Origin of the sequence: Microbacterium proteolyticum (assembly GCF_030818075.1) — a bacterium.
GTDB classification, from domain to species: Bacteria; Actinomycetota; Actinomycetes; order Actinomycetales; family Microbacteriaceae; genus Microbacterium; species Microbacterium proteolyticum_A.
Genome location: NZ_JAUSZZ010000001.1, coordinates 1,846,494 through 1,870,407, shown reverse-complemented (window position 1 = coordinate 1,870,407; position 23,914 = coordinate 1,846,494). Strand labels below are relative to the sequence as shown.

General features: G+C 71.5%; 20 protein-coding genes and 1 tRNA gene. 5 read left to right on the top strand and 16 right to left on the bottom strand.

What is annotated here, in order from left to right; all coding sequences use genetic code 11:
- Positions 1-140 precede the first annotated feature (140 nt).
- The 6 genes from QE392_RS08670 to QE392_RS08645 all read right to left on the bottom strand — a co-directional run bounded on the left by QE392_RS08670 (position 141) and on the right by QE392_RS08645 (position 8,856).
- The gene (locus tag QE392_RS08670) at positions 141-3,167 is read right to left on the bottom strand and encodes an alpha-mannosidase (RefSeq protein ID WP_307450711.1); all 3,027 of its coding nucleotides are present in this window, start codon (positions 3,165-3,167) and stop codon (positions 141-143) included.
- Positions 3,168-3,208: 41 nt separating this feature from the next.
- A complete protein-coding gene (locus QE392_RS08665) occupies positions 3,209-4,117 on the bottom strand; it encodes a carbohydrate ABC transporter permease (protein WP_307450708.1) in 909 nt (302 codons plus the stop codon).
- A 61-nt stretch (positions 4,118-4,178) separates the two neighbouring features.
- Positions 4,179-5,111 (bottom strand): carbohydrate ABC transporter permease, encoded by a 933-nt coding sequence (locus tag QE392_RS08660; protein WP_307450706.1) that lies wholly within the window; start codon positions 5,109-5,111, stop codon positions 4,179-4,181.
- Positions 5,112-5,113: 2 nt separating this feature from the next.
- Positions 5,114-6,472, bottom strand: a complete 1,359-nt coding sequence (locus QE392_RS08655; RefSeq protein WP_307450704.1) for an extracellular solute-binding protein — start codon at positions 6,470-6,472, stop codon at positions 5,114-5,116.
- Positions 6,473-6,607: 135 nt separating this feature from the next.
- Positions 6,608-7,813 carry an ROK family transcriptional regulator gene (locus tag QE392_RS08650; RefSeq protein ID WP_307450702.1) on the bottom strand — a complete coding sequence of 402 codons (1,206 nt, stop codon included), beginning with the start codon at positions 7,811-7,813 and terminating at the stop codon, positions 6,608-6,610.
- A gap of 110 nt (positions 7,814-7,923) precedes the next feature.
- On the bottom strand, positions 7,924-8,856 hold the full coding sequence (locus QE392_RS08645; protein ID WP_307450700.1) for an ROK family protein: 933 nt from the start codon (positions 8,854-8,856) through the stop codon (positions 7,924-7,926).
- A gap of 184 nt (positions 8,857-9,040) precedes the next feature.
- Here QE392_RS08645 and QE392_RS08640 point away from each other — a divergent pair, with 184 nt between their 5' ends.
- The 3 genes from QE392_RS08640 to QE392_RS08630 are packed head-to-tail and all read left to right on the top strand — an operon-like array spanning position 9,041 to position 13,636.
- Complete coding sequence (locus QE392_RS08640; RefSeq protein ID WP_307450698.1) at positions 9,041-10,087, top strand: AAA family ATPase; 1,047 nt, start codon at positions 9,041-9,043, stop codon at positions 10,085-10,087.
- A complete protein-coding gene (locus QE392_RS08635) occupies positions 10,084-11,340 on the top strand; it encodes a DUF58 domain-containing protein (protein ID WP_307450696.1) in 1,257 nt (418 codons plus the stop codon). Before QE392_RS08640 ends, QE392_RS08635 begins: the two co-directional genes overlap by 4 nt.
- Positions 11,327-13,636 carry a transglutaminase TgpA family protein gene (locus QE392_RS08630; RefSeq protein ID WP_307450694.1) on the top strand — a complete coding sequence of 770 codons (2,310 nt, stop codon included), beginning with the start codon at positions 11,327-11,329 and terminating at the stop codon, positions 13,634-13,636. Before QE392_RS08635 ends, QE392_RS08630 begins: the two co-directional genes overlap by 14 nt.
- Before the next feature lie 150 nt (positions 13,637-13,786).
- Here the strand turns inward: QE392_RS08630 and QE392_RS08625 are convergent.
- From QE392_RS08625 to QE392_RS08605, 5 genes are all read right to left on the bottom strand, one after another.
- Positions 13,787-13,875, bottom strand: a tRNA-Ser gene (locus tag QE392_RS08625).
- A 59-nt stretch (positions 13,876-13,934) separates the two neighbouring features.
- Entirely contained in the window at positions 13,935-14,402 is a 468-nt protein-coding gene (locus tag QE392_RS08620) for an NUDIX hydrolase (protein WP_307450692.1), read from the bottom strand.
- Positions 14,403-14,414: 12 nt separating this feature from the next.
- The gene (locus QE392_RS08615; protein ID WP_307450689.1) at positions 14,415-15,341 is read right to left on the bottom strand and encodes an acetamidase/formamidase family protein; all 927 of its coding nucleotides are present in this window, start codon (positions 15,339-15,341) and stop codon (positions 14,415-14,417) included.
- Entirely contained in the window at positions 15,338-16,762 is a 1,425-nt protein-coding gene (locus tag QE392_RS08610; protein ID WP_307450687.1) for an APC family permease, read from the bottom strand. Before QE392_RS08610 ends, QE392_RS08615 begins: the two co-directional genes overlap by 4 nt.
- 125 nt (positions 16,763-16,887) lie before the next feature.
- Entirely contained in the window at positions 16,888-17,778 is an 891-nt protein-coding gene (locus QE392_RS08605; RefSeq protein WP_307450684.1) for a proline iminopeptidase-family hydrolase, read from the bottom strand.
- Between the two features lie 78 nt (positions 17,779-17,856).
- Here QE392_RS08605 and QE392_RS08600 point away from each other — a divergent pair, with 78 nt between their 5' ends.
- The gene (locus QE392_RS08600) at positions 17,857-18,597 is read left to right on the top strand and encodes a FadR/GntR family transcriptional regulator (protein WP_307450682.1); all 741 of its coding nucleotides are present in this window, start codon (positions 17,857-17,859) and stop codon (positions 18,595-18,597) included.
- 325 nt (positions 18,598-18,922) lie between these two features.
- Here the strand turns inward: QE392_RS08600 and QE392_RS08595 are convergent, their stop codons facing one another.
- Positions 18,923-19,498: a GNAT family N-acetyltransferase gene (locus tag QE392_RS08595; RefSeq protein ID WP_307450680.1), complete on the bottom strand. Its 576-nt coding sequence runs from the start codon at positions 19,496-19,498 to the stop codon at positions 18,923-18,925.
- Positions 19,495-19,866: a MerR family transcriptional regulator gene (locus tag QE392_RS08590; RefSeq protein WP_307450678.1), complete on the bottom strand. Its 372-nt coding sequence runs from the start codon at positions 19,864-19,866 to the stop codon at positions 19,495-19,497. The genes QE392_RS08595 and QE392_RS08590 overlap by 4 nt, the downstream gene beginning before the upstream one ends.
- 114 nt (positions 19,867-19,980) lie before the next feature.
- Between QE392_RS08590 and QE392_RS08585 the strand changes: the two genes are divergently transcribed.
- Entirely contained in the window at positions 19,981-21,468 is a 1,488-nt protein-coding gene (locus tag QE392_RS08585) for a SulP family inorganic anion transporter (protein ID WP_307450676.1), read from the top strand.
- Positions 21,469-21,481: 13 nt separating this feature from the next.
- Here QE392_RS08585 and QE392_RS08580 read toward each other — a convergent pair whose 3' ends face one another.
- The 3 genes from QE392_RS08580 to QE392_RS08570 are packed head-to-tail and all read right to left on the bottom strand — an operon-like array spanning position 21,482 to position 23,828.
- Entirely contained in the window at positions 21,482-22,777 is a 1,296-nt protein-coding gene (locus tag QE392_RS08580) for a flavin-containing monooxygenase (protein ID WP_307450675.1), read from the bottom strand.
- Complete coding sequence (locus QE392_RS08575) at positions 22,774-23,577, bottom strand: aspartate/glutamate racemase family protein (RefSeq protein ID WP_307454071.1); 804 nt, start codon at positions 23,575-23,577, stop codon at positions 22,774-22,776. Before QE392_RS08575 ends, QE392_RS08580 begins: the two co-directional genes overlap by 4 nt.
- Entirely contained in the window at positions 23,574-23,828 is a 255-nt protein-coding gene (locus QE392_RS08570; RefSeq protein WP_307454068.1) for a hypothetical protein, read from the bottom strand. The genes QE392_RS08575 and QE392_RS08570 overlap by 4 nt, the downstream gene beginning before the upstream one ends.
- Positions 23,829-23,914 lie beyond the last annotated feature (86 nt).

Below are 23,914 nucleotides of genomic sequence, written 5' to 3'. Positions count from 1 at the left end.
CGCCGATCACGCGGAGGGCCCGCCTCGCGGGCAAACACGGCACGACCGGGACTCCGATGTCCCGACCGCACCGCGGTCTCGTGGGGAGAACGACGGTGCGGCCGAGGGCACTCCCTCCCCGACCGCACCGCGGCCCCGGATCAGCGCGCCAGGCGCAGCGTCACCAGCTGGAACGGGCGCAGGTCGAGATCGACCACGCCACCCGCTGCGCTCGACACCGCGGCCGCGTCGACCGCACGCTCGAGCAGATCGGTCTCGATGACGCCGGTGACCTCGAACCCGGCCTCGAGGCGGGCGTGGGCACGCTGGCCGAGCGCTTCGTAGAGACGCACGACGACGTCTCCGGAACCGTCCTGGGCGAGCTTGATCGCCTCGACGACGACCCCGGGCGCATCGATCGACACCAGCGGGGCCACCGACTCCTCGGCGGCGTCGGTGACGACACGCGTCGGCAGGTTCGTCCGATAGCCCTCGGTGACGGCATCCACGACCTCGGCTCCCACGACGATGCCCACCTCGAGGTGGTGCGCGCCCTGGTCCTGCCCCGGGTCGGGGAAGATCGCCGAACGGATGATCGACAACCGCACGAGGGAGTACGTGCCGCCGGCCTCCCGCTCGTGGCGCGTGATGTCGTGACCGTAGGTGGAGTCGTTCGTGACGGCCACTCCGAAGTCGGTCTCGGCGACACGGACCCAGCGGTGCGCGGCCGTCTCGAAGCGCGCGGAGTCCCACGAGGTGTTCGTGTGGGTCGGGCGCACGATGTGACCGAACTGGATCTCGGATGCCGCGCGGTCGGTGTGGACGTCGACGGGCACGCGGAGCTTGAGCAGCTTCTGCTGCTCGTGCCAGTCCACGTCGAGCGACAGGCGCACCGTGCGCGAGCCCGCCGCGAGGGCGATGCGCTCCACGATCGTGGAGTCGCCCACCGTACGCTCCACCACGATCGCCGCGCCGTCGACCCGCACCGCGTCGGCGCTGTCGAGGGCGGTCGCGTGGCGGCGGTAGGTCTCGTCGATGTCCCACGCATCCCACTGGGTGGGGGTGTCGCGGAAGATCTCGAATTGGCCCGACACCTGCCCTGCCGGAACGACCTCGCGACCGGATGCCACCTCGACGAGCGACGTGATCAGGCCGCGGCCGTCGACCTCGGCGCGGACGATGCCGTTGTCGAGCACCCATCCCTCTCCCTCGGCGCGGGGTGCCACGTCGCCGGCCGCGGTGGCCGGGGCGATGGCGAGCGCGGGCGCGCCGACGCGGGCGTGCGGTGCGGCGTTCGCCACGACCGCCCGCTCACCGGTGCCGACGAGCGCGCGGAGGCTGTCGGCGATGATCTGCTCGAGCTCGGTGGCGATGGCTTCGTAGTTGCGCTCGGCATCCCGGTGCACCCAGGCGATCGAGGTGCCGGGGAGGATGTCGTGGAACTGCTGCAGCAGCACCAGACGCCACAGGCGTCGGAACGCCTCGGCGGGGTATTCGGCGCCCGTCCGCACGGTCGCGGTCGCCGCCCAGAGCTCGGCCTCGCGCAGCAGGTGCTCGCTGCGGCGGTTGCCCTGCTTCGTGCGCAACTGGCTGGTGTACGTGCCGCGGTGGAACTCGAGGTACAGCTCCCCCGCCCACACGGCCGGGTCGGCGTACTCCGCCTCGGCGGTCTCGAAGAACTCGCGCGGGGTCGAGTGCTTCACGATCGGCGCGCCCTCGAGCGAGCGCGTGCGCGCGATCGTCGCGGTCATCTCGCGGGTGGGTCCGCCGCCGCCGTCGCCGAATCCGTAGGGCAGGAGTGAGGTGCGGGCGCGCCCCTTGTCGGCGAAGTTGCGCTCGGCGTGCGCGAGGTCGGCGGCGCTGACCTCGGAGTTGTACTTGTCGACCGGCGGGAAGTGCGTGAAGATGCGTGAGCCGTCGATGCCCTCCCAACGGAACGTGTGGTGCGGGATGCGGTTGGTCTCGTTCCACGAGATCTTCTGCGTGAGGAACCACCGGGCGCCGGCGGCTTTCATGATCTGCGGGAGCGCTCCGCTGTAGCCGAACGAATCGGGCAGCCACACCTCTTCGGTGTCGATGCCGAACTCCTCGAGGAAGAAGGTCTTGCCCTCGACGAACTGTCGGGCCATGGCCTCGCCGCCCACCATGTTGGTGTCGGACTCGACCCACATGCCCCCGACGGGCACGAAGCGCCCCTCGATGACGCGCTCCTTCAGTCGCTCCCAGAGCGCCGGGTAGTGCTCCTTCATCCACGCGAACTGCTGGGCCGACGAGCTCGCGAAGACGAAGTCGGGGTCCTCATCCATGAGCGATAGAACGTTGCTGAACGTGCGCGAGACCTTTCGGGCGGTCTCGCGCACGGGCCAGAGCCACGCCGAGTCGATGTGCGCGTGACCGACGGCGTGCAGCACGTGAGCACTGGATGCCGCGGGCGCGGCGAGCAGCGGGGCGAGCACGTCGCGGCCGGCCTGCGCCGTGGCCGAGACGTCGTGCGGGTCGACCGCGTCGATCGCGGCATCCATCCCCTCCACCAAGGTCGCGCGCCGCGCGGAGGTCGCGTCGAGCTCGGCGATGAGGCCGTGGAGCAGGCGGAAGTCCTGCAGCAGCTCCCACACCGCGAGGTCACGCAGACCGATCGACATCTCGCGCAGCGTATAGAGAGGAGTGTCTCCGGCCGTCGCCGGGTCGCCCAGGTGCGTCGGCTCGAACGTGAAGAGGCTTCCGACGTCGGGATTGGACGCCGCCTCCACCAGCACGTCGACGCGGCCCTCGGCGTCGAGGGCGGCGGGGGTGGCGTTGTTGAACGGCGACACGCCCTTGATGGGCGCGCCGTCGCGGTTCCACACCAGCGCCTCGCACTGGAAGCCGCTCTGACCGGCGGTGAAGCCGAGATCGATGACCAGCTCGGCGATCGTTCCCTCGGGCAGGGCGCCACCGGCGTCGCGCCACGCGGCCGGCACCTCTCCGGAGACGGCGAACCACGTGGTCCCCCACGCCCGGCCCCACGGCGTCCCGATCGCGAACGGCCGGTAGTCGGCATCCCGCGCCTCCGCGAAGGTCACGGGCTCGCCCGGGGCCTCCCACGCGGACACCTCGAGCGGCTGACGGCTGCGATAGACGGCGGGAAGCAGACGCTCGCGGATGAAGCGTTCGATGCGCATCTCGATGAGCGCGGTGCGGTCGTGCATGAGTGGGTTCCTTGCGTGGGGGGAAGCGGGCGAGAGGAGGGTCAGCCCTTGACCGCGCCGGCGAGTGCCGACGGGCCGCCGAGGCCGCGCTGCACGAGGACGTACAGGCCGAGGACGGGCAGGGAGTAGACGATCGAGTACGCGGCGAGCTGGCCGTAGGCCACGGCTCCGAACGACCCGAAGAAGTTGAAGATGCTGACGGCCGCCGGCTGGTAGTCGGGGCTGAGCAGCAGCACGAAGGGCACGAAGAAGTTCCCCCACGCCTGGATGAACGTGAAGATGAACACGACCGCGATGCCCGGGCGCATGAGCGGCAGCACGATCTGCACGAGCGTGCGCATCGAGCCCGCGCCATCCATCCAGGCGGCGTGCTCGAGTTCGACGGGGACGCCGTCCATGAAGTTCTTCATCATCCAGATGGCGATCGGCAGCGCGCTCGCGGTGAGGAACAGGATGGTGCCGCCGACGGAGTCGATGAGGTTCAGCTGCACGAAGAGGCTGTAGACGGGGACCATGATCGCCGTGATCGGCAGGCACGTGCCGAACAGCACGGCGTAGAGGAACGGCTTGCCGACGCGCATCTTGTACCGCGACAGCGGGTACGCGGCGAGCGAGGCGAGCACGACGGTCGCGACGGCGGTGCCGCCGGCCAGCAGCACGCTGTTCCACAGGGGCAGGAACAGCAGATCCGGCTTCATCACGGCCGCGAAGTTGTCGAGCGTGACGACCTCGGGCATCTTGATCGCCAGCGTCGGCTGCGCGTCCAGCGACGCGGTGACGAGCCAGATCAGCGGCACCACGAACAGGATGCCGATGACGATCAGCAGCGTGTTGCTCAGCACCCGCAGGGCGCGGGTGCGCGGCGATGAGAGCGACGCCTTCGTGTGCGCCGGCGAGCGCCGGGCGGCGTGGGGGCCGGCGACCTCGGTGAGCGTGGTGGTGGCGGTCATGACGAGACCTCCTCGCGCAGCGCGCGGACGGAGAAGAAGACGGAGACGGATGTGAGGGCGCTCACGACGAGACCTCCTCGCGCAGCGCGCGGACGTAGAAGAAGGAGAAGATCGCGCCGATGAGCAGCATGATCGTGGCGATCGCGGTGCCGTAGCCCAGTTCGCCGAACTTCAGACCCTGCTGGTACGCGAGGATCGGCAGGGTCGTGCTCGCGGTGCCGGGGCCGCCGCCGGTCATGACGAAGATCAGCGTGAAGACCGAGAGGGTCTGCAGCGTCACGATCATCGAGTTGGTGCCGATGGTGGAGCGGATCATCGGGATGGTGATGAAGAACAGACGCTTGATGCCGCCGGCACCGTCGACCTCGGCAGCCTCGGTGATCTCGGGCGGGACGTCGGCGAGGGCCGCCGAGTAGACCATCATCGAGAACGCGGTCCCCCGCCAGATGTTGGCGAGGATGACCATGAGCACGGGCATGGTGAATAGCCAGCTCACCGGTTCCGCGCCGAAGACGCCGAGGATGGCGTTGAGCGTGCCGTTGTCGCGGAAGAAGGCGTAGGCGGCGAACGCGGCGACGATCTCGGGGAGTACCCACGCGGTCACGACGATCGTGCCGACGACGCCGGCGACGATGCGGTTGCCCGAGCGCATCATGAGCGCCAGAGCGAGGCCGAGGATGTTCTGGCCGATCACGGCGGAGAAGAACACGAAGACGATCGTGTTGATCACCGAGACGGGGAAGTCGGGCGCCTTGAACAGCTGGGTGTAGTTGTCGAACCCGATGAACTCGCTCGCGACCGCGGTCGAGCCCGAGAGAGTGGCGTTGGTGAGCGAGCCCCACAGCGACACGAGGATCGGGCCGAGCAGGAAGATCGCGAGCAGGATCGCTGCGGGAAGGAGAGGGAGCGCCCGGGCCGACGACCGGAGGCCGCGCGTCTTCGCGCGCGACCCCCGGTCGGTTCCGGTCGCCCCGGTGGAAGCCAGGGCGGTCACGATCAGCCCTTCTGGGTGTTCTCTTCGCCGACGATGCCGATGACGGCCTGGTCGTAGGCGGCCGCCGCGTCGGAGACGCTGGACTGGCCGGTCATGACGGCCTCCATCGCGACCTGGATCTGGTTGGAGATCTTGTCGTAGTCCTCGGTCGCCGGGCGGAAGTGCGTGGTGGCGACGAAGCCGGAGAAGGTCTCGAAGCTGGGGTTCGCGTCGAGGTACTCGGGCGACTCGGCCACGTCCGCGCGGACGGCGATCTGGCTGTTGTCGATGCTGAACGCGGTCGCGTTGTCCTTGTTCACCGCGGTGGAGAGGAAGTCCCACGCGGCGTCGGGGTTCTTGGAGTTCTTGCCGAGGGCGAGCGTCCATCCCCCCGACATGCTCGTCGTGCCGGGCGCCTGGCCGTCCTGCGTCGGCATGGCGGCGATGCCGAGGGCGTCGCTCCACTCGGGCCACGGCGCGGTGCCGCCGTCGACCCAGGCGGCCGACTGCCACGAGCCGTCGATCGCGATGGCGAGCTTGCTCGAGGGCAGCCAGTCGGCGGTGACGCTGGTGAAGATGTTCGGGTCGAGCGCCTGCTGCAGCGAGGGACCGAGGCCGCCCTGGTAGACGTCGGAGACGAACTGCAGGGAGTCCTTGAAGCCCTGGCTGCCGACGACCCACTTCTTGCTGTCGGTGTCGTACAGGGTGTCCTCGGTGCCGTACATGAGCATCTCGAGCCCCTGCATGGAGGCGGCCTCGCCGGCCGCCTTGCCCGAGTAGATGTTGAGGGGGACGACGTCGGGCGAGGAGGCCTTGACCTTCTCAGCCGCCGAGAGGACGTCGGCCCAGGTCTTGGGCTGCCACGGCACGGAGATGCCGGCGTTGGCGAAGATGGCTTTGTTGTACCAGAGGCCGCGCGTGTCGGTACCGAGCGAGACGCCGTAGGTCTTGCCGTCGGCGCCGAGGCCGGCCTGCTTGGCACCCTCGGCGAATTGCGACCAGTCCTCCCACTTCGCGAGGTAGTCGTCCAGCGGAAGCAGGTACCCGGCAGCGGCGTCGGACTGGATCTTGAACGTGTCTTCGTACTGCACGTCGGGGGCGGTGCTGGCCGACTTGTTCATCAGCGCGAGTTTCGTGTAGTAGTCGGCGCCCTCGGCCTGGATCGGGACGAGCTCGACCGTCATGCCCTCGTGCGCGGCCTCGTACTGCTTCTTGGCGTTCTCCATCAGCGTCTGCATCTGGTCGAACGTCGCCGTGGTCTGGTACGCGACGCGGATGGTCTTGCCGTCGCCCGCGTCGCCGCTGCCGCCGGAGCAGCCGGCCAGGGCCACGGTCAGGGCGGTGGCGGTCAGAAGACCGGTCGCCATCGTCAGTTTCTTCATGAAAGCTCCCTTGCTCGGGTGGAGACACCGCGTCGCCAGGAACTTTTATAAATCAAATTGACTAACTCGGCAAGTCCAACCCGAGGGAACACCCGTAACGATCCGGTGACGGGTTCCCGTGTGCCGGTCGCGGCGTCAGATGGCGATCATCATGCGCGCGGGTCGTGCGGCGAAGGCACCGTCGAGCATGAGGCACGCCGCGCCCACGGCGGCGACATCGGGACCCACACGGGAGTGACGCACCACGATCGCCCGGGTCGACGTCGACGCGGGATCGGTCGACACGCGACGGGCGACCGTCTCGCTCAACACGCCCGCCAGGCGCTCCCAGACGGGGCCGCCCAGCACGACCTCGTCGACGTCGAGCAGATTGTTCGCCACCACGAGAGCGCGGGCGATCCGCTCCCCCGCGCGACGCAGCACCGTGCCCGCCGGCTCGCGACCGGCGTGCGCGTCGGCGACCAGCCGGTCGAGGTCGGGACGGGAGTCGGAACCCGACACCGCGTCGTACCCGGCCTCCGCGAGCAGGGCCCGGGGTTCGATGGACACGCCGAGACACCCCCGCGATCCGCACTCGCATCGCGGTCCGCGGGCGTCCACGACGATATGCGCGATGCCCCCGGCGTTGCCGGTGCGACCGCGGACGGGCGAGCCCGAGATGGCGACGCCCAGACCGACGCCGGCCCCGTAGTACAGGAACATCGCGTCGGCGAGCACGTCGGAGCGGTCGAACCACATCTCGCCGACCATCGCGGCGGTGACGTCCTTCTCGACGATGACCGGGAGACCCGTCACCGCGCCCAGGTCTTCGCGCACGTTGACGTGGTGCCACTGCGGGAGCAGCGGCGGGTTCAGCAGGCGTCCCCCGCGGGCATCGAACGGACCGGGGGCGGCGACTCCCACCCCGAGCACGCGCGCACGCGGGATGCCGGCGCGCTTCACGATCGCATCCACCGCCTCGCCCACCCCGGCCACGAGCTGGGCGGCGCTCGCGCCCTGCACCCGGTCGATCTCGTCGTGAGCCACGACCTCACCGGCCATGTCGACGACGACGGCCGTGTCGACGACGGGGTCGAGGTGCACGCCCACCGCGAAACGCGAACTCGGCTCGAGCTTGAGCAGCGTGCGCGGTTTGCCCGGCCCGGAGATCACCTTGCCGGCCTCGGCGATGAGCCCCTCGTCGGCGAGGCGGCGCGTGACGTTGCTCAGCGTCTGCGCGCTCAGCCCCGTCCGCGCGGTCAGCTCGACGCGGCTGAGACCCTCGGGCGAGCGGCGGATGAGGTCGAGCACCAGGGTCTGGTTGTATTCGCCCACGGCGGGCAGGTTGGATCCCGTGCGCATGGGCCCCCCGTCCTGCTCACTGGACCGCGGCGCGGACCCGTGTCACAGCGTACGCCCAACGGCACGCCCGCCCGCCGAGCGCGCAGGGCGCCCGCGCGACGCGCGGGCCGTCAGGCCTGCAGCGCCAGGGCCGCGGCTCCCAGCAGCGGACCGTCCCCGTCGAGCCCCGACCCCACGATCCGGCACCGACGCGCATAGGCGTGCAGCGAGGCGGCCTGCGCCGCCGCGCGCACCTGATCGATGTAGTCGGGCGCCACCTGCGAGAACCCGCCCGCGATGGCGACGGCCTCGAGGTCGCAGAGGGTCGCGGCGGCGGCGATGGCCTGTCCGACCGCGGTGGCCGAGCGGCTGACCGCGGCGATGGCGATCGCGTCACCGGCTGCGTGCGCGGCGGCGAGGTCGAGACCGGTCTCGCCCACCCAGCCCTGCGCCTGGGCCCAGGCGACGGTTCCGGGGCCGGCCGCGACCGCTTCGAGGGTGGATGCCACGACCTCGTCGCCCTCGATCGAGCGCACGAACGTCTGGCCCAGGTGTCCGGCATTGCCGCTGGCGCCCGTGACCGGCTGACCGCCCAGCACGAAGCCCCCGCCGACACCGGTGGACACCACGATCGCCATCGCATTGTCGGCGCCCACCAGTGCGCCGCGCCAGTGCTCGGCCAGCGCGATGCACGTGCCGTCGAGGGCGAGGTGAAGCGGACCGTCGACGAGACCGCCGAGGACCTCGTCGATCGGCAGACCGGCCGCCAGCGGCAGGTTCAAGGGCGAAACGGTGCGCGAGGGGAGGTCGACGGGCCCGGCGCTGCCGACGCCGATCGCTCCGACGCTCAAACCGGGGGCGGCAGCGAGGGCCGCCTCGGCGGCCTCGCGCACGTGGCGCGCGATCTCGGCCCGGTCGGCCCGTCGGCCGGTGGTCCGGCGCGAGACGCTCTCGCGGACCACCGTCCCGTCGATCGACACGACGGCCGCATCGACCTTGGTGCCGCCGATGTCGACGGCGAGCACGTGGGTGTGGGCGGGCAGGGACGGGGTGGCATCGGACATGCGCGGGCTCCTCGGGTGGACCAACGCTCCCCGATCCTAGGGGCCGGTGCATCGACCGAGTGACGGCTGAATGCTCCGCGAATTCGAGCCCGGGTGTCCGCGGTGCAGGTTACGATCAGGTCACGGCGGCGACGATGCGCGCCCAGCCCGCGCCACACCCCCGACCCGCGACACAAGGGATGCCATGGACGAGACGGTCACGCCCGAGGCGGCATCACGGCTGCGCCGAAACGATTCCGCACCGGCCCGCGCGGTGCTGGATGCCCCGCTCGATGCGGACGCGTTCGCCCGCCTGACCGGGAAGATCCTGGCATCCGTCGGACGCGTGATCGACGGCAAACCGCACGCCGTGCGCAGTGCCCTGATCGCCCTGCTCGCCGAAGGCCACCTGCTCATCGAAGACGTGCCGGGCGTGGGCAAGACCATGCTCGCGCGGGCGCTGGCCGCCACGATCGACGCCGACGTGCGTCGCATCCAGTTCACTCCCGACCTGCTCCCGGGTGACATCACCGGCGTCTCGGTGTTCAACCCCGTGCAGCGTCAGTTCGAGTTCACGCAGGGCGCGGTGTTCGCGCACATCGTGATCGCCGACGAGATCAACCGCTCCTCACCCAAGACGCAGTCCTCGCTCCTCGAGGCGATGGAGGAACGGCAGGTGACCGTCGACGGACGCACGCACGTGCTGCCCTCGCCGTTCCTCGTCGTGGCGACGCAGAACCCGTTCGAGATGGAGGGCACCTATGCGCTCCCCGAGGCGCAGCGCGACCGCTTCCTGCTGCGTATCTCGATGGGATACCCGGATGCCGCGGCCGAGGCGCTGATGCTGCGCCAGCGCGACGTGACGAACCCGCTCGACGCTCTGACGCCGGTCGTGACGGCCAGGGACGTCACCGCGATGATCGCCTGGGCGCGCGGCGTGCACGTCGCCCCTGCGCTCGAGGAGTACGTCGTCGCCCTGGCCCAGGCCACGCGCACCCACCCCGACATCCGCCTCGGGGCGAGCCCCCGCGCGACGCTGCAGCTCGTGCGCGCTGCGAAGGTGCGCGCCGCCCTCGACGGCCGGTCCTATGTCATCCCCGACGACATCACGGAGCTGTTGTCGCCGGTGTTCGCGCACCGCCTCATCCCGAACCGTTCCGCGGCGGGCGGGCGGGCCGGCGCCGCCGTCGTGGTCGAGGCGCTCGAGCGCATCGCCGCGAGCGTGCGGGTGCCCCTCGCGTCGCGACAGTGAGCTCGGCGGTGCGGCGCTGGTGGCCTCTCACCCTGCGGGGAACGGGGGCGCTGCTGCTCGCGGTCGCGGCCTTCGTGATCGCCGAGCGCGCCGGCATCCCGGAGGTGCTCTACTTCGCCACGCTGCTGTCGGCCCTCCTGGTCGCCTCGGCGATCGCCCTGCTGCTCACGCGCGGGGCGGGAACCGTCACGCGTGCCGTCTCCCCCGACGTGCCGGAGGTGGGCGCTCCGGCGTCCGTGCTGGTGCGCGCGGGGCTGCGCAGCGCCCTGCCGACCGGCCCCGGGCGTTGGATCGACGCCCTGCCGCCGGGTCTGGCGGGCCGCGCGGAAGGGTCGTCGCCGGCCCTGGGCCCGACGCTGTCGGCTGGTGGAGCGACCGTGCAGGTGCGCTACGACGTGGTCGGTGCCACGCGCGGCATCCATTCTCTGGGCCCGCTCGAGGTGACGGTGACCGATCCGTTCGGGCTGCTGCGACGGCGTCTCGCGCTCGGCCGCACGACACCGGTCACCGTGGCCCCCGCGATCGTCGACCTGGCCGTGCTCCCACCCGCAGCGGGCGAGGCCGGCGGGAGCCGTCAGACGACAACGCTGCAGCTGGGGCAGGGGGCCGACAACCTGGTCGCGCGGCCCTACGCTCCGGGCGACTCGATGCGGCGCATCCATTGGCGGGCCACCGCGCATCGCGACACCCTGATGGTCCGCCAGGAGGAGCAGGAGGCGAGTCCGGCCGCCACCGTGGTGTTGGACCGCGCGCTCTCGCGGTGGACGCCGCTCGCGGCGCACGCCCCGGGCTCGGACCCGGGCTTCGAGACGGCTGTGACGGCGTGCGTGTCGGCGGTCGCCCGGCTCGTGCACGAGGGGTACACCGTCGACGTGGTCGACAGTGACGGAACGCTGCTGATCGATACGGTCGAGGGCGGCGACGACGGCGAGGCCCGTGCCGCGGCGGCGGAGTTCGCCACGCTGCGCGGCCGCGCCGACGATTCCGCACGCCGCGTCGTGCCGGCCTCCGCCGCGGCCCTCGCGGGACCCGTCGTGGTCATCACGGGCGCGCTCGAGACCGACGACCGGATCGCCCTGGGCGGGGTGGCCCACCACTCGGCGCTGCCGGTGCTGCTGGTCGTGAGCGAGGACGCCGACCTCTCCGCGCTCCGCACCGGGGGGTGGCGTGTGGCCGTCCTGCGTCCCGGCGGCGACATCGCCGCCGCGTGGGACGACGCCATGCAGGAGGGGTACGCCCGTGACGGCCACTGACGTGACGGTGCTGCGCACGCACCGGCGCCGGCGCGATGCGCTGCTGTTGACGATCGGCCTGTTCGCCGGGATCGTCGCCGCGATGCTGCCGGTGTTCTCGGTCATCGCTCCCGGCGCGTGGGCCGTGGGGGCGGTCTTCGTCAGCGCCGCCGTGCTGGGCGCGGGCCTGCTCGTGCGCCTGGCCCGGCTCCCCGCCGTGTACGCGAGCATCGCCGAGATCGTGGTCGCCGTCGTGCTGCTGACGGCGATCTTCGGCCGGTCCTCGGCGCTGTTGGGGGTCATCCCGGTGCCGGCCACCTTCGCCACCGTGCCCGATCTGCTCGCGGGCGCGGCGGAGGAGATCCGCATCGGCGTCGCACCGGTGGCCGCGGAGACGGGCCTGTCGTTCCTGTTGGTGGCCGCCGTCGCGGGACTCGCGGTGGTGCTCGATCACGTCGTGCTGACGGCGCGGATGCCCCTTCTGGCGGGGGTCGGATTGGTGGCGGTGTCGTTGATCCCCACGATCGCGATCCCCTCCGACATCGACATCGCGGCCTTCGTGCTGCTGGCCGCGGCGTTGCTGTTCCTCCTGCGCGTCGACACGCGAGCGCGCACCGCGCCCGCGACGGCGCCGCCCCCGCGCGCCGGTTCTCCGCGGGTCGTGGGCGTGTCGGCGACCGCGCTCGGTGTCGCCGCCGTCGCGGTGATCGTCGCGGTCGTCGCGACCCCGCTCCTGCCGCAGCCGGGTCTCCGCTTCGCGACCGGCGGCACGGGCGGCATCGGCACGACCATCAACCCCAACCTCGAACTCGGCAACGACCTGCGCCAACCGCGCGAGGTGGAGGTGCTGAGCGTGCGCACGAGCGGCTCGACCGCCCCCTACCTGCGCGCGGTGACGCTCTCGCGCTTCGACGGCGCCGTCTGGGAGCCCGACAGCGCCGACACCGTCGCCGTCCCCACCGGAGGCGACGTGTTCGGTCCCGTCGCCGTCGACGAGGGCATCGCGGTCGACGAGGAGACGACGACCGTGACGGTCGACCAGCTCGACAGCCCCTGGCTGCCGGTCCCCTACCCCGCATCCGCGGTGACCGGATTGACCGGGGACTGGCTCGGGATGCCGGAGAATCGCACGGTCGTCACGCGCGCGGGGTCCACGCGCGAACAGGTCTACGAGGTGCGGGCCGACGTTCCGCAACCGACGCTCGAGCAGATCCGCGCACGCGCGGCGGGCGGCCCCGACATCGACCCGGCCCTGACCGGCCTGCCCGAGGATGTGCCCGCCGTCATCGGCGACACGGCCCGCGAGGTGACCGCCGGCGCGCAGTCGCCGTACGACCAGCTCGCGGCCCTTCAGACGTGGTTCCGCAGCAGCGAGTTCCGCTACTCGCTCGACGCCCCCGTCGACTCCGGCTTCGACGGCGCGGGATTGGATGCCGTCGCCGATTTCCTGCAGGTGCGCGCGGGCTACTGCGTGCACTACGCCTCGGCGTTCGCCGTCATGGCGCGCTCGCTCGGCCTGCCCGCGCGCATCGTGATCGGCTACCTCCCCGGCACCGCCTCGGGAAGCCCGCAGCAGGGCGGCTCCGAGTACACCGTGACCTCCGGCCAGCTCCACGCGTGGCCCGAGGTGTCTTTCGAGGGCATCGGGTGGGTGCCGTTCGAGCCGACCAACAGCCTCGGCGTGCCGACGACCTTCACCTCCAGTTCGGGCTCCGGCGGCTCGACGACCCCCGACACGCCGGGCCAGGATGCCGCGGTGCCCGAGCAGCAGCCCTCGACCGCGCCGTCGCAGGCCGCGCGTCCCGACGTCGACGCCCAGAACGGCGCCGGTTCGACCGGCGTGGGACGCACCTCCACGGCGTGGCTGACGCCCACCCTCGTCGGCCTGGCTCTGCTGCTGACGCTCATCGTGCCGTCGCTCGTGCGCACGGCGCGCCGACGTCGACGGCTGTCCGCCGCCCGCGACGGCGACCCGGTCGCCGCCTGGCGGGCGCTGCAGGAAGAGGCGGTGGACCTCGGCATCCCGGCATCCGGGGCCGATTCCCCGCGCGCGTTCGCCGCACGCCTGAGCGCGGACCACGGGGTCGACGAGGACGACGTCGGCCTGCTGCGCGCGGCGGTGGAGCGGGTCAGCTACGCCGAGGACGCGATCGACCCCGCGAGCGGGCCCGCGCTCGTCGCGGCTGTCGACCGAGCCACGGCGCGGCTGCGATCCGAGGCTCCGCCGGTGCGCCGCGCGCTGGCACGTCTCTTCCCGCGCTCGCTCGTCGTGCGTCCGGGCGCGGTGGAGCAGGAGCGCGAGACGGTCGGCGCCTGAGCAGGATGCCGTCGAGCGTGCAGCGCGAAGACGTGCCCCCCGTCGCGCCGCCGGTGAGCCCCCGGCCACGGCCCAGGACTCCGGGTGACGGCCGGACAGGCCCCACGCAGAAGCCCCCGGCGAGCGATCGCTCACCGGGGGCCTCTTCTGCGGAAGTGACAGGATTTGAACCTGCGAGGCGAGTTACCCCGCCTACATGGATTCCAGCCATGCTCCTTAGGCCGCTCGGACACACTTCCAACAGACGATCTTACACGGGCGCGACCCTCTCCCCGCCGCCGTCCGTCGCGGGGCGCCGTCAGGCGAGACCGGCCGCCTCGAGCTCGGCCAGGATGCCGCGCACGTCCTCGGGGTCGAAGTCCTCGTCCGAGGCGGCGAGCTCGGCCGGCGTGAACCAGCGCACGTCGACGATGTCGTCCTGCTCGCTCTCCGTCCAGGCATCCCGGGCGATCTCGAAGCGCGAGGTGCGCAGCACGAAGTAGACGGCGGTCCGACGTTCGTACTCCTCGGCCGGGGGCAGCGCGATGTCGCGGTACGCGACCGGCTCGCCGACGGCATCCACCGTGAGCCCGGTCTCCTCGTACAGTTCGCGGACGGCCGCGGTCGCGGCATCCTCCCCCGGATCGATTCCGCCACCGACTGTGAGCCAGCGCGGCGGGCGCACCCGCCGACCCCAGTGCTGCTTCATCAGCAGCAGGGCACCGTTCTCGTCGAACACGAGGACGCGGGCGGTGCGTCGAGTTCTCGGGGTGGTCTCGTCGGTCACGGGAGGATTCTGTCAGAGCACGCTTTTGGGCAGGCGGTGAAGGGTCACCGCGCCGACCGCGCGGAAGGGATGCAACGGATCCGGCGCCTCCGAACCGGTGGGCCCGCCCAGCTCGCTGTGCACGACGGCGCTCATGACGGCATAGGCGTCCATCGGATCCCAGCCGTGGACGTCGACGAGCGTGTCGAACACGTCTTCGTAGCCGCGGCGGATGCTCTCCTGCACCGGGTCGCCGAGGCCGACGAAGATCCACTCGTCGGCGGTCTCGACCCGAGGCGCACGGTAGCCGGCATCCTTCACCAGATCGATCGAGACGATCGCCACACCCGCCGCCTCGATCGCGACAAACGAGGACTCGCCCCGCGCCATGACCGCGTGGATGTCGCCGATCGACAGCAGGCCGCCCTCGACCTCCACCGGCAGGTACACCGTCGCGCCCGGGGCGACGTCGGTGAGGTCCATGTTGCCGCCGAGCGCCGTCGTCGGCATGATCGTCGAGCCGACCCCTGCGGCCGGCGCCGTGCCGATGCAGCCGATCATCGGGCGCGGGGGAACGACGTGGCGGTCGGTGACGTGCACCCCCTCGGCGTCGATCGGGATGCGCCGGCTCATCACGCTGTCGGGCATGCGGTGCGCCAGGGCACCGGCGCCGGGCAGGCTCTGCGACCATCCGTACTCCGGCAGCAGGATGTCGTGCACGTGCACCGCGAGCGCGTCACCGGGCTCGGCGCCCTCGATGTACACCGGGCCGGTCACCGGGTTGATGGGAGCTGCCAGCTTCGCGAGGTCGCCGTGCTCGTGCAGCTCCCGGTAGACGGCGTCGTCGGTGTGGAACGCCACCGTCGCGCCCGTGCCGGGCCGAAGCCGCAGCACGGGCGCGACGTCGGCGCGGAAGCCCGGTCGCCCGAGCTCCGCGCCGAGCACGTGGTCGATCGTCATCGAGCAGCGACCTCGCCCCCGCCCTCGCCGGCGGTGGCCGTGGCGTGCTCGGGCAGGGGGCCGGTGGCGCCGCCGTTCTTGCGCGCGAAGATGACGTAGACGATGCCGCCGACGACGAGCCACAGGATGCCGCCGACCTTGGCCGTGATGTCGGCGTTCAGCAGCACGTAGCCGATGATCAGGAAACCGATCAGCGGAACCGCGAGGTGCAGCAGGTAGTTCTTCGACTTCTTCTTGCCGAGGTAGTACACCGCGACCGAGACGTGCAGGAGCAGGAAGCCGAGCAGCGCGCCGAAGTTGACCAGCGACGAGATCACGGCGATCTGACCGACGAAGAACAGCACGAGCACGAGCGAGATGCCGCTGACGAGCAGGATCGCGGCCATGGGCACCTGACGCGCGGTGACCTTCGACAGAAAGGCGGGCAGGCGCCGGTCGCGGCTCATCGAGTACAGCAGGCGCGAGGTCGCGGCTTGCGCGGCGATCGCGTTGGCGATGCCGACCGCGATGACGTTGACGGCGAGGAAGGCGGTCGCCCAGCCGGAGCCGGCGGCCTTCGCGACGAGGATGAAGAAGGCGTTATTGACCTCATCGTCGCCGAACGAGACGGTGCCGGCGGCGAGCGCACTGGCGAACCACGTCTGCGTGATGAAGAGCACGGCCACGACGAGCAGGGCGATGATCATCGCGCGTCCGCCGGAGGTCCGGTCACCCGTGGACTCCTCGGCCATCGTGGAGATGCCGTCGAAGCCGAGGAAGCTCAGCACCGCGATCGACAGGGCGGTGGCGATCAGCGCCGGGTTGACCTTCTCGGCATCCCAGAGCGGCGCCATCGTGAACTCGGCTCCCGGGATCGTGCCGGAGCTCAGCGCCACCATCGCGATGACGACGAAGATCACCACGAAGAGCAGCTGGATGCCGAGCATCACGCGGTTGGCGATCTTGATCGAGCCGATGCCCAGCACGTTGATGACGGTGTTGATGATGACGAACGCGACGGCCCAGATCCACTGCGGCACGTCGGGGAAGATGCCCGCCATCGACGAGGCCGCGAAGACGTAGAGCAGGGTCGGCACCAGCAGGTAGTCGAGCAGGATCGCCCAGCCCGCGAAGAAGCCGACGGTGGGGTGGATGCCGCGGCCGACGTACGAGAAGACGGAGCCGGCGATGGGGAACGCCTTCGACATCTGCGCGTACGCGAGGGCGGTGAAGATCATCGCGACGACGCCGGTGAGGTAGACCAGCGGCACCATGCCGCTCGCGGCGTTGTAGACGACGCCGAAGATGGCCCACGGGGCGATCGGCACCATGAAGACCAGGCCGTACACGACGAGGTCGAAAGTGGACATGGAGCGCTTGAGCTCCTGCTTGTAGCCGAAGGACTCCAGCGATTGCTGGGCCTCGGGGGCGGTGTGCGACATCGAATCTCCTGGATCGGGGTGAGGGGTTCTGCGTGCGGGCGGGCGGTGCGGGTGGGGCGTCGGGTGGGCCGGATTCGGCGGGCGAGCCGGTTCGGGTGGCGCGTCGCGGAATGCGCCGCGAGGCGTCAGGGCAAGGGGGCGAGGAAGTCGGCGATGACGCCGCGGAAGACGTCGGGCATCTCGAGGTGGGTGCAGTGGCTGGCCCCCTCGAACACGTGCGACGTCGCACCGGGGATGTGCTCGACGAACGGCTCCCACGTCTCGGGGGTGGCCTCGTCGAACTCGCCGGCGACGACCAGCGTCGGCACGGCGACCTGGGGCAGACGGTCGATGATCGTCCAGTCGCGGCCCGTTCCCACGACGTGGAACTCGTTCGGACCGTTCATCGTGAAATACACCGTCGGGTCGGCGAGCATCTGCTGCTCGCTGTCGACGAAATCCTGCGGCATGGGCGTCACGCGGCACACGTGCCGCTCGTAGAAGACGCGGGTGGCATCCACGTAGTCGGGGTGGTCGAGCGTGCCGTCGGCTTCGTGGCGGTCGAGCGCCTCGCGGGCTTCGGCGGGCAGCTCGGAGCGCAGGCGCGCGGCGCCCGCGAGCCAAAGGGCCATGGATGCCGGGGAGTTGCAGATCTCGAGACTTCTCAGCCCCTCCGGCTGCCGCACGGCGATCTCGGCGCCGAGCATGCCGCCCCATGACTGGCCGAGCACGTGGTACTCGTCGAAGCCGAGGGCCTCGCGCAGGTTGTGGAACTCGTCGACGAAGAGCTGCGGCACCCACTGCGAGGCGGGGGCGTCGGGGTGGTGCGAGCTCTTGCCGCACCCGATCTGGTCGTAGTGCACCACGGTGCGTCCGGTGAGGTCGGCGAGCGCGTCGAGGTTCGCGACGTAGTTGTGCGCCATCCCCGGGCCGCCGTGGAGCACGAACAGCGGTGCCTTGCCGGTGGGCTCAGCGGGCTCGGTCACGCGGGCCCAGGTGAATCCGTCGCGGAACGGGACGGTGATCTCGTGTTGCATGGAGTCATCGTGGACCGCTTAAAGGTGCGTTGGCAAACCTTTTGAGCGGAATTAACATGGAGGAAACGACGGGAGCCCATGGCCGACACCGACGACGCCTCCCTGGTGGAGCGCGTGACCGAGCGCCTCATCACCGCGGTCGCGGTGGGCGAGTTCCTGCCCGGCACGCGCCTCCCGGCCGAGCGCGACCTCTCGCCGCTGCTGGGCGTGGGGCGCACGACGGTGCGGGCCGCCCTCGACGATCTGTCGACCCGGGGGCTGATCGAGCGCCGCCGCGGGCGGGCGGGCGGCACGTTCGTCGTCGAGGAGTGGCCGGATGCCGTCGTCGTCGGCGTCGACCGCTGGTTCGCCGAGCGGTGGGACGACCTCGTCGACGCGTGCACGGCCAGCTCGATGCTGCACGCCTCGCTCGCGCGTCTCGCTGCCGAACGACGGACGGATGCCGACATCACGGCGATCCGCGCACGCCTGGCCGACTTCCACGCGGCGGAGTCGGGCGACCCCAAGCAGCGCGCCGACAGCCTGCTGCACCTGTCGATCATCGACGCCGCGCACAACACGGCGCTGCGCGACATCCTCCTCGAGCACGAACGGCACCTCTCGCTGTCGGCGCCGGCGCACCCGTGGGGCGACCGCGAGAGCCACCGGCGCATGGAATCGCGCGCCGCGCGCGAGCACGATGCGATCGTCGCCGCCATCGCCGCCGCCACCCCCGACGAGGCCGCGGAACTCGCACGCCGGCATGTGCAGATCGACCTCGAGCTGTTCGCCGAGGCGCGGGAGATCGCGCGGCGGCGCGCGGCCGCAGCCGCGGGCTGAGGCACCCAGAGCGCGGACGCCGGGCGACCGGGCGGCGGGCTGAGGGGCGTCGAGCGCGGGACGCCGAGCACCCGCGGCAGCGAACTGAAGCGCCCGGGTGGCCGCGACGCCGGGTGGCCGCGACGCCGGGCTGAGGCACCCGGGTCGCGGGGGCCGGATGCGGGGCCTCGGCATCCCGATCGCGCGAGTCGGCACACCCCTGGCGACTCCGCTGCGGATCGTCGGCGACCCGAGAGGGGATGCCGTTGCGCGGGCGGGAGGCGCTGCAGGCGCGGGCGCGCGCGGAGCGCTGCAGGCGCGGACGCGGGCGCGCGCAAAGCGGCACTCAGTCGCGCAGGCGCTCCTCGAGCCCGGCACGGACCGCGGGCCACTCCTCACGGAGGATCGAGAAGTAGAGGGTGTCGCCGACACTGCCGTCGCCGTTGACGCGGTGCCGCCGCAGCCGCCCCTCCGGCGTGGCGCCGAGACGCTGGATCGCCCGCGCGCTCCGGTCGTTCCGGCTGTCGCACCGCAGGGCGACGCGGTTGAGGCCCCACACGTCGAACGCGTGCTCCAGCAGCAGCAGCTTCGTCGCCGGATTCGTCCGCCCGCCCTGGAAGGCACGGCCGTACCATGTCGTGCCGATCTCGACCCGCCCCTGCGCGGGCGCGTGGTCGTAGAACGTCGTCGACCCGCGGATGCCGGAGGTCTCGGCATCCCGAACTACGAAGGCGAGCGTCCCCGGCGTCGCCCGCTGCCGCTCGACGTGCGCGGCGTACGCCTCCGCCGACGCGGGCCACGGGGTCGTCATGCCGGCCCACATCGCGGCATCCGTCAACGCCCAGGCTTCGGCGGCGTCGTCGGGGTGCACGGGGGTCAGGCGAATGCCGTGGCCCGCGAGCGTGAGGTCGTGGGCGGTCATCGCGCCTCCAGCTGGGCGACGAACTCCTCGGCGGCGGCGAGCTTGCGACGCAGGTCGTCGCGGCGCAGCACCGCCTCTTCGCGGATGTCGTCGAGGCGTGCGGAGAGCGCGGCGTCGGCGGGGTGGGCATCCAGCCCGTCGACGACCGACAGCAGCTCCCCCATCTGCTCGAGGGAGTAGCCCAGCGGCTTCATGCGGCGGATGAGCAGCAGGCGTGACTCGTCGTCGGCGGTGTAGAGGCGGAAGCCGCCGTCGCTGCGCGCGGAAGGACGGAGCAGGCCGATCTCGTCGTAGTGACGGAGCGTGCGGATCGACAGCCCCGTGCGCTCGGCGAGCTCACCGATCTGCATCGGGCGCGCGGCGGTCATGGCATCCCCCATCCCGCAACCCTCTCGTTACGGTAGAGTCTCTCTCGGTCGCGAGCGCGACCCCTCTATTCTTCCCCGCCTCCGCGCGGGTTCCATCCTCCCCGGGAGCTCCCCATGACAGACGTCGCCGCACGCCCCGAACCGACCGTGCTGCAGGCCCTCCGCTCGCCCCGCCTACTCACCCGCGAGGTGCTCGCCGGACTCGTCGTGGCGATCGCCCTCATCCCCGAGGCCATCGCGTTCTCGATCATCGCGGGCGTCGACCCGCGGCTGGGTTTGTTCTCGTCGTTCGTCATGGCGGTCGCGATCGCCTTCCTCGGCGGACGCCCCGCGATGATCTCCGCGGCGACCGGGGCGATCGCGCTCGTCATCGCGCCCGTCGCGCGCGAGCACGGCGTCGACTACCTGCTCGCGACAGTGATCCTCGGCGGCATCCTGCAGGTGGCGCTGGGCCTGCTCGGCGTCGCCAAGCTCATGCGCTTCATTCCGCGCAGCGTCATGGTCGGATTCGTGAACGCGCTGGCGATCCTCATCTTCACGGCCCAGGTGCCGCAGCTGATCGGCGTGCCGTGGGCGGTCTACCCGATCGCCGCGGCGGGGCTCGCGATCATGTACCTGATGCCGCGGCTGACGAAGGCCGTGCCCGCGCCGCTCGTGGCGATCGTGCTGCTGACCGGCGCCGCGGTCGTCTTCGGCATCTCCGTGCCGACGGTCGGCGACCAGGGCGCGCTGCCCGAGAGCCTTCCCGCCCTGCTGGTGCCGAACGTGCCGCTGACCCTGGACACGCTGGGGATCATCTTCCCCTTCGCCGTGGCGATGGCGATCGTCGGACTGCTCGAGTCGCTCATGACCGCCGCGCTCGTCGACGACATCACCGACACCCCGTCATCCAAGACGCGCGAGTCGCTCGGTCAGGGCGCCGCGAACGTGCTGTCGGGCCTGTTCGGCGGCATGGGCGGCTGCGCGATGATCGGCCAGACCATGATCAACGTGAAGGCCTCGGGCGCCCGCACCCGCATCTCCACATTCCTCGCGGGCGTGTTCCTGCTGATCCTCGTGCTCGTGTTCGGCGACGTCGTGGCCATCATCCCGATGGCCGTGCTCGTCGCGGTGATGATCGTCGTGTCGGTCGCGACCTTCGACTGGCACAGCATCCGCCCCTCGACCCTCCGCCGGATGCCGGTCAGCGAGACCGTCGTGATGCTGCTGACCGTGGCGGTCACGGTGTGGACGCACAACCTCGCGATCGGCGTCGGTGTGGGCGTGGTCGCCGCCGCCGTGCTGTTCGCCCGACGTGTGGCTTCGCTGACGAGCGTCACCCGCACCGTTGACGGCGAGACCGCCCGCTACGTCGTCGAGGGCGAGCTGTTCTTCGCGTCGAGCAACGACCTGACCACCAAGTTCGCGTACCACCGCGACCCGGCGCGCGTCGTCATCGACCTCTCGCGTTCCCACGTGTGGGACGCTTCGACGGTCGCAGCCCTGGATGCCGTGCAGACCAAGTACGCGCACCTCGGCACGACCGTGGAGCTCGAGGGCATGAACGCGGCTGCCGCGGCGTTCCACGGGCGGTTGACCGGCGGGCTCGGCGCCGGGCACTAAGCCCGGCGCCGCGTCACACCGGGCTGACCGCGGGCTCCGCCTGGGCGAGCACGAACGCGTCGAGCAGACGCTCGGTGTCGGCGAGCTGGTCGTTCCAGATCGCGCGCACGATGTCGATGCGGTCGTCGTCGTCCTGCAGCCCCGCGAGGTACGCCGCCAGCGGGACGGACCCGGCCGGTGCGGCCTCGTGGAGCGCGAGCATGCGCAGCGCGAGTGCGGCCTGCACCCCGTAAACGGGGATCTGCGGACCGCGCGGCGCGGAGAGGCCGATGTAGTACAGCTTGTCGAGCCCGACCGGGACGATCCCGGCCGCCAATCGCAGCGGAACGCCGTTGCGCCGCGGCACGAGCGAGTCGTCCAGGAACGGCAGCGAGGCGTGGAAGCCGGTCGCCCACAGGATCGTGTCGTATTCGCGCGCCTCGCCGTCGGCGAAATGCACGGTGCGCCCCTCAATGCGCTCGATGCCCGGGCGCACGCCGATGCGGCCGTGCTGCACCCAGTACAGCAGCAGCTCGTTCACGACCGTGCGGCCCTCGGCGAGCGTGCGGTAGGCCGGCTCCGGCAGGCCCGGGTAGTCCTTCGCCTCGCCGATCGACACGCGGGCCAGGAGACGGGCGATGAGGTCCTGCTCATCGGGTGCGAACTGCCCCATCCAGGGGATCTCCTGGCGCGGCACCCCGAAGTAGCTCTTCGGCTGGAAATACACGCCCTCGCGGATGACGATGTCGACCTCCAGTCGGTGCTGGGCGGCGTCGGCGGCCAAGTCGCATCCGGAGTTGCCCGCTCCCACCACGAGCACACGCGTGCCCTCGATGTCGCCGGTGTTGCGGTACGAGCCGGAGTGCACCTGCGTCCCCATGAAGTCCGCCGCGATGGCGGGGACCTTCTCATCCCAGAGGTGACCGTTCGCGACGAAGACGCCGTCGTAGTCGATGCTCTCGCCGGTGTGGAGCGTGACCGTCCACCCGGCCGAGCCGGTGGGCCCGTCGCTCGGGCGCGGCACGACCGAGACCACCGCGGTCTCGAAGCGGATGACGTCGTACAGGCCGTGCTCGCGCGCGTACGACTCGAGGTAGGTGCGCACCTGGTCGCGGCGCGGGAAGTGCGGGTACTCCTTCGGCATGGGGAAGCCCTCGAAGCCGGTCATGTCGCGCGAGGTGATGAGGTGCAGCGCGTCGTAGTCGGTGTGCCAGTGACCGCCGACCCGGTCGGTCTTCTCGAAGCAGTCGGCGTCGTAGCCGGCCGCGCGCAGGCGCTGGAGGGTCGAGATGCCGGCCGCGCCGGCTCCGATCACGCAGTAACGGGTCATGCGGGTGTCCTTTCGGGTGACGGGATTCCGTCGAGGCGTCGGGCGGCGGCGGCGAGCGCTCTCGCCCGGTCGCCGTGGGGTCGGGGGTAACCGCGGTCGGTCGGGCGGATACCGGCCTCCGCGAGTCGTGCGAGCGAGAGCACGTGCTCCATCGCGAGCGCGTTGGGGTCCCACACCGGCACGTCGGGGGCGCCGCCGACGGCGGTATAGCCGTGCGCCGCGAAGAGGGCGCCGAGGTAGGCGCAGCCCGCGATGACGGCATCCGCTCCCTCCTCCACGGCGGAGCGCGCCGCGGTGTCGAACCGCGCGATGAGGTCACCGGGGTCGATGACCGCGCGCGTGACGTCGGCGAGGGTCGACTCGGGCGCGTAGGCCCGCACGGTCGGACCGCTCGCGCCGTGCGCCGCGAGGTCGTCGGCGAACAAGGGCGCGAGGACGGGGGCGACGGTGATGACGGCCGCGCGCCGGGCGAGAGAGCCGGCGGTGCGTGCCACGGCATCCGTCAGGGTCGACACCGGGACCGACACCGCGTCTCGGACGGCCGCGGTCGGCGCGCCCCAGCAGCCCACGACGAGGGCGTCGCTCGCGCCCTGCGCGTCGAGAGCCGTCGCGAGCACGGCCGCATCGCTGAGGAGTCGGTTGGCCGGGGTGCGGATGCCGCCGGCGTCAGTGCCGACGTGACGCAGACGCACCTGCGCGCGCCCGGCGGCCAGTCGCTCGACGTGGCGTGCGAGCAGCTCCCACAGGGGCGCGTGGGCGGGGTCGCCCACCGTCGCCTCGATCCAGGTCAGGCGCATCATGCGTGACCTCGCGCGAGACGGTGCTCGACCCACACCGACGCCCACGTGGCGGGAACCGCGACCACGGCGTAGATGACACCGGTCACGACGTAGACGGTGAGGTACGCGAACGTGAGCGAGCTCACCTGGTACGCCTGGCTCATCAGCTCGTTGACCGAGATCGAATACGCCAGCGACGTCCCCTGGAACGACTGGATCGCCAGGCCCATGAGGGCCGGGATCGACGAGCGCAGACCCTGCGGGAGGATCACCCGGGCGAAGGTCGGCAGCCGCGAGAGCCCGAGCGCTGCCGCCGCCTCCCCCCTGACCGCGCGGCACGGACTGGATGCCGGCGCGG

Coding starts and splice junctions, on each gene's coding strand:
- QE392_RS08655 (WP_307450704.1), bottom strand. CDS start 6,472: ATGAAGAAACTGACGATGGCGACCGGTCTTCTGACCGCCACCGCCCTG.
- QE392_RS08615 (WP_307450689.1), bottom strand. CDS start 15,341: ATGACGATCGACCACGTGCTCGGCGCGGAGCTCGGGCGACCGGGCTTC.
- QE392_RS08590 (WP_307450678.1), bottom strand. CDS start 19,866: ATGACCGCCGCGCGCCCGATGCAGATCGGTGAGCTCGCCGAGCGCACG.
- QE392_RS08585 (WP_307450676.1), top strand. CDS start 19,981: ATGACAGACGTCGCCGCACGCCCCGAACCGACCGTGCTGCAGGCCCTC.
- QE392_RS08645 (WP_307450700.1), bottom strand. CDS start 8,856: ATGTCCGATGCCACCCCGTCCCTGCCCGCCCACACCCACGTGCTCGCC.
- QE392_RS08650 (WP_307450702.1), bottom strand. CDS start 7,813: ATGCGCACGGGATCCAACCTGCCCGCCGTGGGCGAATACAACCAGACC.
- QE392_RS08595 (WP_307450680.1), bottom strand. CDS start 19,498: ATGACCGCCCACGACCTCACGCTCGCGGGCCACGGCATTCGCCTGACC.
- QE392_RS08600 (WP_307450682.1), top strand. CDS start 17,857: ATGGCCGACACCGACGACGCCTCCCTGGTGGAGCGCGTGACCGAGCGC.
- QE392_RS08605 (WP_307450684.1), bottom strand. CDS start 17,778: ATGCAACACGAGATCACCGTCCCGTTCCGCGACGGATTCACCTGGGCC.
- QE392_RS08580 (WP_307450675.1), bottom strand. CDS start 22,777: ATGACCCGTTACTGCGTGATCGGAGCCGGCGCGGCCGGCATCTCGACC.
- QE392_RS08665 (WP_307450708.1), bottom strand. CDS start 4,117: ATGACCGCCACCACCACGCTCACCGAGGTCGCCGGCCCCCACGCCGCC.
- QE392_RS08670 (WP_307450711.1), bottom strand. CDS start 3,167: ATGCACGACCGCACCGCGCTCATCGAGATGCGCATCGAACGCTTCATC.
- QE392_RS08575 (WP_307454071.1), bottom strand. CDS start 23,577: ATGATGCGCCTGACCTGGATCGAGGCGACGGTGGGCGACCCCGCCCAC.
- QE392_RS08610 (WP_307450687.1), bottom strand. CDS start 16,762: ATGTCGCACACCGCCCCCGAGGCCCAGCAATCGCTGGAGTCCTTCGGC.
- QE392_RS08640 (WP_307450698.1), top strand. CDS start 9,041: ATGGACGAGACGGTCACGCCCGAGGCGGCATCACGGCTGCGCCGAAAC.